General features: G+C 35.9%; 6 protein-coding genes. 4 read left to right on the top strand and 2 right to left on the bottom strand.

The window, feature by feature from the left end:
* The first annotated feature begins 35 nt into the window (after positions 1 to 35).
* Genes M4I44_RS18905 through M4I44_RS18895 form a run of 3 tightly spaced genes read left to right on the top strand, consistent with a single transcriptional unit; the run spans position 36 to position 2,536 of the window.
* Positions 36 to 824, top strand: a complete 789-nt coding sequence (locus tag M4I44_RS18905; RefSeq protein ID WP_249965746.1) for a hypothetical protein — start codon at positions 36 to 38, stop codon at positions 822 to 824.
* A gap of 56 nt (positions 825 to 880) precedes the next feature.
* A complete protein-coding gene (locus M4I44_RS18900; RefSeq protein ID WP_249965745.1) occupies positions 881 to 2,236 on the top strand; it encodes a S41 family peptidase in 1,356 nt (451 codons plus the stop codon).
* A 57-nt stretch (positions 2,237 to 2,293) separates the two neighbouring features.
* A complete protein-coding gene (locus M4I44_RS18895; RefSeq protein WP_232424344.1) occupies positions 2,294 to 2,536 on the top strand; it encodes a hypothetical protein in 243 nt (80 codons plus the stop codon).
* Positions 2,537 to 2,707: 171 nt separating this feature from the next.
* On the opposite strand, the gene M4I44_RS18890 is transcribed toward M4I44_RS18895, so the two are convergent.
* A complete protein-coding gene (locus M4I44_RS18890) occupies positions 2,708 to 3,385 on the bottom strand; it encodes a hypothetical protein (RefSeq protein ID WP_249965744.1) in 678 nt (225 codons plus the stop codon).
* Between the two features lie 215 nt (positions 3,386 to 3,600).
* Positions 3,601 to 4,122: a hypothetical protein gene (locus M4I44_RS18885; protein ID WP_157495804.1), complete on the bottom strand. Its 522-nt coding sequence runs from the start codon at positions 4,120 to 4,122 to the stop codon at positions 3,601 to 3,603.
* 994 nt (positions 4,123 to 5,116) lie between these two features.
* Between M4I44_RS18885 and M4I44_RS18880 the strand changes: the two genes are divergently transcribed.
* Positions 5,117 to 15,175, top strand: coding sequence for a non-ribosomal peptide synthetase (locus M4I44_RS18880; RefSeq protein ID WP_249965743.1), 10,059 nt, complete (start codon positions 5,117 to 5,119; stop codon positions 15,173 to 15,175).
* Positions 15,176 to 15,177: the final 2 nt, after the last annotated feature.

Here is a 15,177-nt window from a genome sequence, read left to right as displayed (position 1 = left end):
TTTTCAAATCAAATTATGCAAACAAAAAAACAAACATGATGAATTTATTGCCAAAGTTATTCGTTTTTTTAATTTTAATTACTCTTGTAACATCTTGTTCTACGGATGAAAAACTGCCTTTTTACAGCAATGAAACCAATCAGCCGGGAAGAGTAACCATTAGCGGTTACAGTGCTTTAAATGATTCACTACAGGTAAGGGTTAACGATAAAATTATTGAAATTAGTAAAGACAAAAAAACGGCCTTCGTCAAAAAAATAGAAAAAGAGTATGACTTTGTATATTTCGGCGGTCAGGGAAAGACTATTTCTATATTAAACAAAACCACTAAGACAGTATTACATACCTATCAGTTTAATGCACAAAAGGTTAAGGATACCATTTCCTTTTTTGCAAAAGATAATTTCTGGATTGATAATGTTTCGCGTATAAAGCCGGGTGTTTTAAGTAAAACGGCTAACAGTGGTTATAAATTTATTTTTCCCAATCAAAACGCGTATTCTAAAAATAGTTACACAGGTAATCTTGACGGGATTATACGCAAAATCAACGGACAGGTTTTAGGAACCGTAGAAAATATAAATAAAGAAAAGTTTAGTTCTTTTATTGAATTTCCATTCAGCTCGCCTCCAACCATTTTAATGGAATTGGTAAAACACGGTACGACAGAATCGTATGTCCCGGGACAAAAAGTAACGGTTATTATGACCATGTCTGTTAATAAATCAAAATTAATTGTACTGGAAGAAAAATTAGATGCAAATGGTAATTTTTCGGGTGTAGAAGGAACTTTAAACCTAACCGATTATTTCGTTTTTAAATAATAATAAATCTTCATTTGCGGGAATATAAAATCATTACTAACAATCAAAATTAATAAATGAAATATTCAACTATTTCTGTTTTATCGTTATTTCTTTTTTTATCTGTTTTTCTATTCTCTTGTTCAGATAATGATTCTCCCGCTCCGGTTTATGAAGCAGGCACAAATGAATATGTTAATGAGTGGATGTACCAGCAGATGAAGAAATATTATCGTTGGAACAGCACAATGCCGGAAAAAGGCCGCTTAGATCTTTCTCCCAAAGAATACTTTGCAGGTTTACTGCAAAAAGACGATCGATATTCGTATGCTGTGCATCCTGAACAGCCGGAAACGGCACAGCAAAGCCTCAGACGTAAATTTGGATTCGAAGTTTCTTTTTTTGAATTTGAATCGAAATTTTATGGCGTAATTCTGTATGTATTAGAAGATTCTCCTGCCAAAAGAAATGGTTTAAAGAGAGGGCAGCTGATCACAAAAATAGAAGGAACAACACTGAGCCAAAATAATTATGATGCATTATATATTAAAATGACCGCATCAACACAGCTGAATTTGCAGACCGTTTCTTATGCGGTACAATCAGGGTTTACTAATGTAAAAGAAATTTCTATACTGCAGGGCTATAGCTTTTCGCAACCCATCAATTATACTATTATTGAAGCTAAAAGCAAAAAAATTGGCTACGTCGAAATTTCTCATTTTGATGCTGGACAGGCACAGTCGTATCTTCAGACTTTTCAGGAACTTAAAAGTAAATCAATTACAGAACTTGTTGTAGATCTGCGGTACAATGGAGGAGGAGATATCGCAGCTGCAACAGCTTTAAGTATTATTCTGGCTCCTAATATTCAATCCAACACTCTTTTTATAAAATTTGAAGGAAATACTAATGGCGGAAATGTAGACCAATCCTTTAAACAGGCTTTAGAAAGTAATGAATCAAAAATAAGTTTTGATGCTCTTCGAAATGCTCATCCATCCATAAACAGAGTCTATATTTTATGTGGTCAGCACACTGCATCTGCCTCAGAGCTCATTATAAATAATCTAAAACCTTATATGGAAGTTATAACCATTGGTAACAAGACCTTTGGTAAAGATGTAGCCGGTTTTCCGCTTATAGACGATAGAATATCAACAAAAAAGGGTTGGACTTTATATCCGGCTATATATAAATTGTTTAATTCCAGACATGAAGGCAATTATTCAAAAGGAATTGATCCGCTCATTTCTTTAGATGAAATTCAGCAGCCGGAAGTTTTTCCTTTAGGAAACAGTTCTGAGGTTTTATTAGCCAAAGCTTTAAATTCTATTAACGGAAATACTGCTAAAAATAGTCTGGTAACAGCGAAAACGTTTCCTTTATCTGCAAACGAAGCAGACGCTGATTTCTTAATGACAATTCACTAATTCAAACACGATTTTTACTTCATTATGCAGGGTATCGATAAAAGAGAACATCGGAAAATGGAAGAGGTTTTTAATAAATATAAAAACAGTTATAGCAATTCTGTAATTAAACCGGAAGAGGATAATATCAAGATCTGTCAGAATATGGAAGAATTGGATGTCTTATATAGTAGTTTTATGATTCTGCTGACGGAATTGCAAAGATGTGCCAGAAATTACGAACAGAAAAAAATAGTGACCCGAAGCATACTTCATAAAAATCTAAGAAAATTGAATTCAGAAGCTTGCCGAAACAGATAAAGAAGAAAAATGTTGTAATTCCAATAGAAAGTAAAAGCCATGAGACTTTACACAGCCGGAGTGTTTGTGTATGTGACTCATGGTTTTATCTAAATAAAAAAAAAATGATATTTCACCTGGTTAGCATGATAAAAACAATACTAAACTCTAACAGCGTTGGAATAGAATGAATTAGTTATTTTCGTTGGCAACTACTTTAGTTGCGGCAGAATTGACCGGAGAATAATTAAATTTTACTATGTTGAATTCATAGTTAAACTTGTCTAAATCATTACACTCACAGTCTATTTTATCAAATTGATCTTTGGTCGTTTTGGTGGCGGTAACATAAGTAAATGTGGTTACGGTTGTTCCTGTTAGTTCAACATAACCTACAACGCAAGTTAAAATGCCAATCGTTTCAGCTGTTGCCCGTTTTGCATCTTCTTGTATAATTTTCATATATCGTAATAGATTTGATTCCAGGTATTTTAGTTTATCATTCGAAATCCCTAGTACATCTTCAAAGAATTGTAAATTCACGGCAGAGGGTGTACCGCTATACGATTTTGTGCTGGAGTATGCCGATGTTTCCCCCATTCCATTTATAGTGATCATAGCGTTCTGCATTTCGGTGCCGTCTACCAGATACAATCCTCCAACAAAAGGTGTTGTATGGCATGTTTTTTTTAGAGCGGCTCTTATTTCAACGAATAATGCGAGCGCATTCTTAAATGCTTCCAGAATGATTGTTTCTGTTTTGTTATCTGTGTCCTTTGACAGCGATGCCAGCAATAAATTTTCATTACAGGTGTGCAGCCACGCGCCATCAGGGGTGGGCGTAATGCAATATGGTATAGATTTGTTCATGGGTATGTTTTTTTGTTGTGTACGAAAAGTTCCTTATTGCAATTGAAAAACTTGTTCGAAAACTGTTTTTTCTATTGCAGCAAAAACAAATTTGGCCATTTTATGCACTCTTTTCCATTGAATAGAGTAAGTATTCCTTTCAAAGAAGTGCATAAACTGACACAAATTAATTTCTCTTTACGAAACAGGAGTTCCGAAAAAGTTTTGTTGTTGAACTAAAGAGGTTCTACATAGGAATAACCAACTTTTGTATAGTCTACATTATAAGAAAATTTGGTTGAATCGCTTGAGCATTTGTGCTTGATCAGTACAGCAGCAGAAGAAGCTTTTGAAACTGCATATACAACAGACGTTGTAGGTATATTCAGACCAGGTACTAAGGACAGAAGAGTGATAGTTGTACCAAGGTTTTGAGCTGTTGTGTTACTCGCAGCCGCAGCCTGAGTTGCCGCCATCGCTCTGTTAAGATAGTCCCGCATTGGGTTTACTGAACCGCCCACGCCTGATAGGATATCGTTAAATAACTGCTCATTTGCTTGCTGTATAGTACCATTACCAATTAATGTTCTTTGGACTACATTAGTTTGTGACATTCCTCTTATAGAATTCAAAGCTTTCACCATAGCAGGTTGATCTAGTGTATAAAGACCATCCACCACTTTTTGTCCCGAAGTGGCCAAAACAGCATCTTTTATTTTGTTAGGAACTTGTAAGGCTCTTAAGAAGGCTTGTCCCATTATTTGGTTTTGCTCTGGGGTCCACATATCTAACTTATAATAGAAAATGTAATCGTTTCCTTCTGTATGTATCCATGTGCCATCATTAGTAACGCCACGTGTTTCAAGTATAACATAATCATGTTTCTCAAAATTGTCAATAATAGTGCTCATTGTTTATTTGTTTTTGGGGTTGTAATCATTGCTACAAGAATTTATCACTACCTGTAACAACTAACCTCAGACCACCAGACTTTCTGGCATTTCTAAGGTATTTGTCTTACTCATGAGGCTTTTCAGTTTCCGCCCCTGTAATAAAAACCTTTACAGGAAGGTTTGTTTAAGTGGGTAATGCAGCATTGTTTTTTTCTACTAATAAACGAATTAAGCAAGACCATAAATCCGTGTTTTTTTATTTTACTTTTTAGAATATCGTATTCTAATTACGCTTGGTATTGTAAAAATTAGCTTACTGATAGTTTTTTGTTTTGTAATATTAATCTTCAAAATTACTTTTTTATAAAATCATGAGATAGCGTATAAATACTTGATTTTAAATAAATTAGTGTTTTTTCTGTTTGTAAGGCCAATCAACAGTTTATACTAAAAAATAGGTTGAAACAAAAAGTCCTGATTTTCATCGGGACTTTTCCTTTTGCAGCAAAAATGATATCTCTTTCAATGTGCTGTTGTAATGTATTTCGAACTTCTTAAAATCAAAAGAACTTAACAGGGCGTTTTCATTAAAATGAAACAGAGTGAATTATGGATGGTTGGTCTCTTACGAGGGAAAGTCCGTAATTTTTATGTGAAAAATCCGTAATTTTTAGGTAAATGTTATTGCTATTTTGGTGAAAAATCTGTCATCTTTTGATTTAGACATAAGGGATGGCAAATAAGAAGGATTAAAAAAGAATAACATAGAAATATTTAGTCTTGTAAAGTCCTTAGTGCTTGTTAAATAAGCATTAAAAAGGAATACCGGTTCTGATTAAAACACGCGAATGTGAAATTTATGGAAAGAAACATGGAATCAAATAATATTTATTTAGTTTCAAAATATTGGAAGAAAAAAATATTGAACAGAGAAAAAATTCTTGAGTTGCAACAGCAACAAAATAGTCTTCCCTGTATTACTATTAAGGCCCAAGAATTAGATTATTTTAATAGACTTACCAATAAAAACGTAATAGCTCAATATACAGTTATAAGTGCGATCTATTCTTTTTTGTTAAAGAAACTGATCCATGAATTTGATGGTTATCTGGTGTCAAACTATAAAGATCAAGACAATTCTTTACTTCTGTCATTTCCTGTAGATTTAAAAATTTCATTTAAAGAATATCTTCAAAAAGTAAAACTTGAAATTTTAGAGACCTTAAAAAATTCCGATTATAATAATGCTTTTATAGCTGAAAAAACAAATGTTAATGATTTAAGTCTTTTATCTCATTACGGTATAAATTTCAATTCAGACACTAAGTTAGAGTGTAACGGTATTTTGTTTCATGTAAAAATAGAGGATACTATAGAAATTCACGTTTCTTATTTAGAAGGTTTTGTAAAGCAAACCATAGTGGAATATCTGGTTCAGCATTTGAATTATTTTATTGTTAATTTAGAGCAGAATGTAGCGTTTAATTTATCAGAATATCCACTACTATCCCCAAAAGAAAAGCACCAAGTATTAGTAGATTTTAATGATACTAATGTCGCTTATCCGAAAGATAAAACAATAGTAGATTTATTTGAAGAGCAAGTAGCAAAAACACCAAATAATGTTGCTGTTGTATTTGGAGAAACAAAATTGACTTATATCGCATTAAGCGAAAAGGCAAATCAGCTGGCCCATTATATTTCGTCGAAACATATTGTAAATAACGGAGATATAATTGGAGTGTTTCTGCCTAAATCAGATACAGGAATCATTTCGTTATTGGCAATAGTAAAGTTAGGCGCAGTTTATCTACCTATAGACACTAATTATCCTCAGGAAAGAATAGATTATTTAATAAAAGACAGTGGTTTAAAATTGTTAATTGCTAATGATGCCACTTTAGCTATTGATAATTGTGAGACAGTAGCTGTAGAATCAATCCATTTTGAGAATAGCAGCAGCGACACTATCAATAAAGCGATTTCATCTGAAGATTTAGCTTATGTAATTTATACTTCAGGTTCTACAGGTCGTCCAAAAGGGGTAATGGTAGAACATCGGAGTGTCATAAATATGGCATTAGATCAAATTAGATCTTTTAAAATTTCCGAAAGCGATACAATCGCATGGTTTGCTTCGGTTTCTTTTGATGCGTCTATATCAGAGATTCTGATGAGTTTGTTTAGTGGTGCGACGCTATCTATTCCGACAGAAGAAATAATTAAAGACCAGGATCAGTTTATAAGCTTTTTAAAAGACACAAAAGTATCAGTTGTAACTTTTCCTCCAAGCTATTTGGGATTATTGACAGAGAATGATATTTCTGGACTAAGATGTATCATTACAGCCGGTGAATCTGCTAATCCGGGTAAAGCAAAAGCAATTGTAAAATCAGGAATTGATTATTATAACGCATACGGCCCCACAGAATGTGCTGTTTGCGTATCGATATACGAAGTAAAAAATGATTTTGATAAGTCTATTATTCCAATTGGCAAACCGATCTCCAATACCCAGGTGTACATCTTAGACGAAGCCTTACAGCTGCTGCCAATAGGAGTTACAGGAAAGCTGTACGTATCAGGAGCAGGTGTTACCAGAGGGTATTTGAATAAACCAGAACTTACAGCAGAAAAGTTTATATCGAATCCTTTTATGGAAGGATCCCGAATGTATGATACAGGAGATTTTGGTTGTTGGCTGCCTGACGGTACCATTGAATTTTTAGGAAGAAAAGACCATCAGGTCAAAATACGAGGCTACAGGATTGAACTGGGCGAGATAGAGAATGCCATTTTAGAATCTTCAGAAAATCTCCAACAAGTCGTTGTAGAAGTAAAAGAGCACCAGCAGGAGAAAGTTTTAGTGGCCTATCTGGTGGCAAAATCCCATATTAATAAATCGGAACTGCGAGGTTTTCTGCAAGAGCGTCTTCCGGATTATATGATTCCGGGTTTCTATGTAGCGCTGGACGCTTTACCCTTAACCCCAAATGGCAAAATAGACCGTAAATCGCTGCCGAATGTTGAGGGAGAAGACTTCATACGAAAAACATATGTAGCACCCAAAACCGACATTGAAAACAAACTAGCCGTTATATGGCAGGAAGTACTGGGAATTGATACCATCGGAACAACAGACAATTTCTTTGAACTGGGCGGACATAGTCTGATCATTTCTCAGGTAATCAACAGAATCCATAAACAATTAGGCAAAACCGTATCCTTTAAAATATTTTTTGCCAACCCTACAATCGAAGGACTAAACAAACAATTGCAAAAAAATGAATACAGCGCCATCACCAAAGCACCGGAAGCAGCATCCTATCCATTGACCGCGTCCCAAAGCAGATTATGGACCTTGAGTCAGTTAGAAGGTGGCTCCTTAGCTTATAATATGCCAGCTGTAGTTAAACTAACAGGAATTGTTGAGATTCATAAACTTGAAGAATCGTTTCGATTATTAATTCATCGCCATGAAATTTTAAGAACTTACTTTAAAACAAACGATGAGGGAGAAGTCCGTCAACATATACTACCTGCAGCACAAGTAAACTTTACCATCACAGAGAAAGATTATAGTTCAGTTGAAAATCAGGAAGGAGAAATTGCGGCTTATTTGCAAAATAAAAACAACGAACCTTTCGATTTAGAGCAGGCACCACTTGTAAGAGCCTCTTTAATCAGGTTAAAAGAAAACGAATATCTATTTTTTCTATCCCTGCATCATATAATTGGAGACGGATGGTCAATCGAGATACTACTATCAGAAGTCATAAAAACCTATAACGCACTCACACAAGGAAAAGCAATTGACTTGCCGGAACTAAGCCTGCACTATAAAGATTATACATTATGGCTAAATGAGCAGCTCAATCAGGAGAAACAGCAGGCATCAGAGCAATATTGGCTGCAACAGTTTCAGGGAGAATTACCCGTTTTGGACTTGCCAGCTTTTAAAACACGCCCATTAATTAAGACCTATAACGGACATAATCTCACGCATCACTATTCAAAAGCATTTTTAGAGAAACTAAAAACATTTTCAAAAGAACAGGATGTCACCTTATTCATGACCCTAATGGCAGGGATAAATGCCCTGTTGCATAAATACACCGCTCAGAATGATATTATAATTGGAACCCCAATAGCAGGAAGAGAACATCCGGACCTGGAGAATCAGTTAGGATTGTATCTGAACACCCTTGCCATACGCACTAAATTAAAAGAAAAAAACAGCTTCTTAGATTTAGTAGCTCTGCAAAAGGAAACCTTGTTAGGCGCTTACGATCATCAAAATTATCCTTTTGATGCACTAGTAGGGAAATTGAATCTAAAGAGAGACACCAGCCGTTCGGCTTTATTTGATGTCTTAGTGGTATTACAAAACCAGGGACAGTTAAACAATCTCAATAACGAAGAACTGATAAACTTCGAAATAAGCGATTACGATTTTAAGAGTAAAACAGCTCAGCTTGACATGAGCTTCACCTTCGTTGAAACAGAAGGATTAAACCTTAGAATTGATTACAACACTGATATTTATGAAGAGAGTCTCATCGAAAGAATCTTTCTTCATTTTGAAAACCTGCTTACCGCATCAATAGAACAGCCAGAAAAAAATATCCGGGAAATACATTATTTAAGCGAAAAAGAAAAGCAGCAACTACTAGCTGATTTTAACAACACAGCAGTAGTTTATCCGAAAGATAAAACCATAGTAGACCTATTTGAAGAACAAGCAGCAAGAACCCCAAATATCATTGCAGTGGTATTTGAAGAAACCGAATTGACCTATCAGGAACTTAATCAAAGCGCCAATCAATTAGCCAATTATTTAAGAGAAAACTATTCCATTGAACCGAACGATTTAGTTGGACTCAAATTGGAAAGAAACGAGAAAATGATTGTCGCAATGTTAGGCATATTGAAATCCGGAGCAGCCTATGTGCCCATAGATATCCATTATCCCGAAGATCGAATAGCCTATATCGAAAAAGACAGTAACAGTAAAGTCATTATCGACGAAGCAGCATTAGAAAGTTTCAGTGAAGTTCAGGAGCAATATGCAAAAGAGAATCTGGAAAAAATCCATACAACTCAAGACTTAGCCTACGTTATTTATACCTCAGGAACCACAGGTAATCCAAAGGGAGTGATGGTAGAACACCGCAACGCCTTTGAATTGATTAACTGGTCTGACTTGGAGTTTGATTCTTCAAAATTTGAAGTGATGTACGCTGTAACATCCTATTGTTTTGATTTATCGATTTATGAAATTTTCTATCCCTTATCGATCGGGAAAAAAATAAGAGTTCTAAAAAATGCCTTAGACATCAAAAACTATATCCATAAAGAAAGCAAAATCTTATTAAACACAGTTCCTTCCGTCGTTAGAAAATTAATAGAAGAGAATACAGATTTAAATAACGTATCCTTTATCAATATGGCAGGAGAAATAGTGCCAGTTGATATTGTTTCCAAACTTCAAGCAGAAAAAGCAGAAGTTAGAAACTTATACGGTCCGTCAGAAGACACCACCTACAGTACCAATTATGTCATACAAAATCAGGAATACAGATCAATTCCAATTGGCAAACCGATCTCCAATACCCAGGTGTACATCTTAGACGAAGCCTTACAGCTGCTGCCAATAGGAGTTGCAGGAAAGCTGTACGTATCAGGAGCAGGTGTTACCCGGGGTTATTTGAACAAACCAGAACTTACAGCAGAAAAATTTATATCGAATCCTTTTATCGAAGGATCCCGAATGTATGATACAGGAGATTTTGGCTGTTGGCTGGCTGACGGTACCATTGAATTTTTAGGAAGAAAAGACCATCAGGTCAAAATTCGCGGCTACAGGATCGAATTGGGTGAGATAGAGAATGCCATTTTAGAATCTTCAGAAAATCTCCAGCAAGTCGTTGTAGAAGTAAAAGAGCACCAGCAGGAGAAAGTATTAGTGGCCTATCTGGTAGCAAAATCTCATATTGATAAATCGGAACTGCGAGGTTTTCTGCAAGAGCGTCTTCCGGATTATATGATTCCGAGTTTCTATGTAGTGCTGGATGCTTTACCCTTAACTCCAAATGGCAAAATAGACCGTAAATCGCTGCCGGCTCTGGAGGGAGAAGACTTCATACGAAAAACATATGTCGCCCCAAAAAATGATATTGAAAACAAATTAGCAACCATATGGCAGGAAGTACTGGGAATTGATACCATCGGAACAACCGACAACTTCTTTGAATTGGGCGGACATAGTCTGATCATTTCCCAGGTAATCAACAGAATCCATAAACAATTAGGCAAAACCGTATCCTTTAAAATATTTTTTGCCAACCCTACAATCGAAGGACTAAGCAAACAATTGCAAAAAAATCAATACAGCGCCATCACCAAAGCACCGGAAGCAGCATCCTATCCATTGACCGCGTCCCAAAGCAGATTATGGACCTTGAGTCAGTTAGAAGGTGGCTCCTTAGCGTATAATATGCCAGCTGTAGTTAAACTAACAGGAATTGTTGAGATTCATAAACTTGAAGAATCGTTTAGACGATTAATTCATCGCCATGAAATTTTAAGAACCTGTTTTAAAACAAACGATGAAGGAGAAGTCCGTCAACACATATTACCTGCGGCACAAGTAAACTTTACCATCACAGAGAAAGATTATAGTTCAGTTGAAAATCAGGAAGGAGAAATTGCGGCTTATTTGCAAAATCAAAATAACGAACCTTTCGATTTAGAGCAGGCACCACTTGTAAGAGCCTCTTTAATCAGGTTAAAAGAGAACGAATATGTATTCTTTTTATCGCTGCATCATATAATTGGAGACGGATGGTCAATAGAGCTACTACTATCAGAAGTTATAAAAACCTATAAAGCACTCACACAAGGAAAAGCAATTGACTTGCCGGAACTCAGCCTGCACTATAAAGACTATACACTGTGGCTTAATGAAGAACTGCATCAGGAGAAACAGCAGGCATCAGAGCAATATTGGCTGCAACAGTTTCAAGGAGAATTACCCGTTTTGGACTTGCCAAGCTTTAAAACACGCCCATTAGTGAAGACCTATAACGGACATAATCTCACGCATCACTATTCAAAAGCATTCTTAGAGAAACTAAAAACATTTTCAAAACAACAGGATGTCACCTTATTTATGACCCTAATGGCAGGGATCAATGCCCTGTTGCATAAATACACCGCTCAGGATGATATCATCATTGGAACCCCAATAGCAGGAAGAGAACATCCGGACCTGGAGAATCAGTTAGGATTGTATCTGAACACCCTTGCCATACGCACTAAATTAAAAGAAAAAAACAGCTTCTTAGATTTAGTAGCTCTGCAAAAGGAAACCTTGTTAGGCGCTTACGATCATCAAAATTATCCTTTTGATGCACTAGTAGGGAAATTGAATCTAAAGAGAGACACCAGCCGTTCGGCTTTATTTGATGTCTTAGTGGTATTACAAAACCAGGGACAGTTAAACAATCTCAATAACGAAGAACTGATAAACTTCGAAATAAGCGATTACGATTTTAAGAGTAAAACAGCTCAGCTTGACATGAGCTTCACCTTCGTTGAAACAGAAGGATTAAACCTTAGAATTGATTACAACACTGATATTTATGAAGAGAGTCTCATCGAAAGAATCTTTCTTCATTTTGAAAACCTGCTTACCGCATCAATAGAACAGCCAGAAAAAAATATCCGGGAAATACATTATTTAAGCGAAAAAGAAAAGCAGCAACTACTAGCTGATTTTAACAACACAGCAGTAGTTTATCCGAAAGATAAAACCATAGTAGACCTATTTGAAGAACAAGCAGCAAGAACCCCAAATATCATTGCAGTGGTATTTGAAGAAACCGAATTGACCTATCAGGAACTTAATCAAAGCGCCAATCAATTAGCCAATTATTTAAGAGAAAACTATTCCATTGAACCGAACGATTTAGTTGGACTCAAATTGGAAAGAAACGAGAAAATGATTGTCGCAATGTTAGGCATATTGAAATCCGGAGCAGCCTATGTGCCTATAGATATCCATTATCCCGAAGATCGAATAGCTTATATCGAAAAAGACAGTAACAGTAAAGTCATTATCGACGAAGCAGCGTTTCAAAAATTCAATCAAGTCCAAGAGAAACATTCAAAAGAGAACTTAGAAAAAATCCATACAACTCAAGACTTAGCCTACGTTATTTATACCTCAGGAACCACAGGTAATCCTAAGGGAGTGATGGTAGAACACAGCAATGCCTTTGAATTGATTAACTGGTCTGACCTGGAGTTTGATTCGTCAAAATTTGAAGTGATGTACGCCGTAACGTCCTATTGTTTTGATTTATCGATTTATGAAATTTTCTATCCCTTATCGATCGGGAAAAAAATAAGAGTTCTAAAAAATGCCTTAGACATCAAAAACTATATCCATAAAGAAAACAAAATCTTATTAAACACAGTTCCTTCCGTCGTTAGAAAATTAATAGAAGAGAAGATCGATTTAAACAACGTATCCTTTATCAATATGGCAGGAGAAATAGTGCCAGTTGATATTGTTTCCAAACTTCAAGCAGAAAAAGCAGAAGTTAGAAACTTATACGGTCCGTCAGAAGACACCACCTACAGTACCAATTACGTCATACAAAATCAGGAATACAGATCAATTCCAATTGGCAAACCAATCTCCAATACCCAGGCGTACATCTTAGACGAAGCCTTACAGCTGCTGCCAATAGGAGTTACAGGAAAGCTGTATGTATCAGGAGCGGGTGTTACCAGAGGGTATTTGAATAAACCAGAACTTACAGCAGAAAAATTTATATCGAATCCTTTTATCGAAGGATCCCGAATGTATGATACAGGAGATTTTGGTTGTTGGCTGCCTGACGGTACCATTGAATTTTTAGGAAGAAAAGACCATCAGGTCAAAATACGAGGCTACAGGATTGAACTGGGCGAGATAGAGAATGCCATTTTAGAATCTTCAGAAAATCTCCAACAAGTCGTTGTAGAAGTAAAAGAACACCATCAGGAGAAAGTATTAGTGGCTTATCTGGTGGCAAAAAACAGCATTGATAAATCGGAACTGCGAGGTTTTCTGCAAGAGCGTCTTCCGGATTATATGATTCCGAGTTTCTATGTAGCGCTGGACACTTTACCCTTAACCCCAAATGGCAAAATAGACCGTAAATCGCTGCCGGCTGTGGAGGGAGAAGACTTCATACGAAAAACATATGTCGCCCCAAAAAATGATATTGAAAACAAATTAGCAACCATATGGCAGGAAGTACTGGGAATTGATACCATCGGAACAACTGACAATTTCTTTGAATTGGGCGGACATAGTCTGAAAGCCATAAAAGTCATTAATAGGATAAAAACAGAAATAGGCTCTGGAATAGAAGTTTCGGACATCTTTAAATACCCTACAATCTCCTCACAGGGGGGGCGTCTCGATTTGGCCTTCAAAAAAGTGTATTCACCAATCGTTTCGATTCCTAAACAAGATTTTTATGAGATGTCTGATATGCAAAAGAGACTTTGGATTATTTCAAGCATGGAAGAACAGGCTATTTATAACATTCCTTTCGCTTGTATCTTATCCGGATCTCTAAAGGTAGAGATGTTTAAGGAGTCTGTAAAAAGATTAATCCAAAGGCATGAAAGCTTAAGGACCAGATTTGTTTTTTTTGAAGGAGAGCCTAAACAGCAGATCATAGCACCCGAAAACTTAGAGGAGAATCTGATCCATTTTATTGACCTGTCGGAAGAATTCAATAAGGAAGAGATTGCAGAGAGACTTACCCGTCAGGAATTAACACTCTCTTTTGATCTGAAAAAAGAGTTGCCTTTAAGAATAAACATAATCAAACTAAGCGATAACGAACACATTCTAAACATCACATTAAACCATATGGCCGCAGACGGCTGGTCTTTAAAAATACTTTTTGAAGAACTCATCAGGTATTATGACAGTCTGGTAAAAGGGGTAGATATTTCTTTACCACCATTGCGAATTCATTATAAAGACTATGTATCATGGAAAAAGAATGATGAGGAACAACTGGCTAAAGACCAGAAGAGCAAAGAATTTTGGCTGCGGCAGTTGCACGGAGAACTGCCCGTATCTAATCTTCCGGCAGACTATCCACGCAAGAGTACGGTTAAGAATTATGCAGGCGGAAATGTTTATTTAGAGCTCTCTCAGGAACTGACCGCAAGTATAGAAAAACTGGTAGTCAGGAAAAACTCAACGCTTTTCTCTTTCTTACTATCGGTATTAAACATAGCTATTTTTAGATATACAAGGAATCAGGACATCATTGTAGGCACAGTTGTTTCAGGAAGAGACATGCTCGAATTGGAAGAACAAATTGGGCTTTATATCAACACTATAGCCATCCGGAATATATTCGATCAGGATATTGATTTTACAGCACTGTACGAACAGGTACACCTTAATAATCTTCAAGTTTTTGAACATCAGAACTATTCTCTCGATTTACTGATAGACGAATTGTCTTTTAAAAACGACGACTTAAAAACAGCTTCAATGTTTAATATAATGTTAGCGGTACAGAATTTTGACATTATCAAAAATAGAGAAATAGAGGGATTAGAAATTATTTCTTATGACGGTAAGTACTCGGAAGGAATAAGTAAATATGATCTGACTCTCGATGCAATGGTACAGGACAACAATACCATGCTGATAAACTTCGAATTTAATTCCGGTTTATTCAAACCTGCTACCATTAAGGCATTTTCTAATTCATTTATACAAATTATGGAACAGGTGCTGCGTAGCCCCGATATAAAAATTTCAGAAATAAATTTATCCAATACAATCAAGTCAGAACCTGAAAAAGTTAGTAAAAAAATAAGTTTTAATTTTTAAAG

The sequence above is a fragment of the Flavobacterium sp. B183 genome (genome assembly GCF_023539155.1).
Taxonomy (GTDB): domain Bacteria; phylum Bacteroidota; class Bacteroidia; order Flavobacteriales; family Flavobacteriaceae; genus Flavobacterium; species Flavobacterium tructae.
This window is presented reverse-complemented; position numbering and strand designations above follow the sequence as displayed.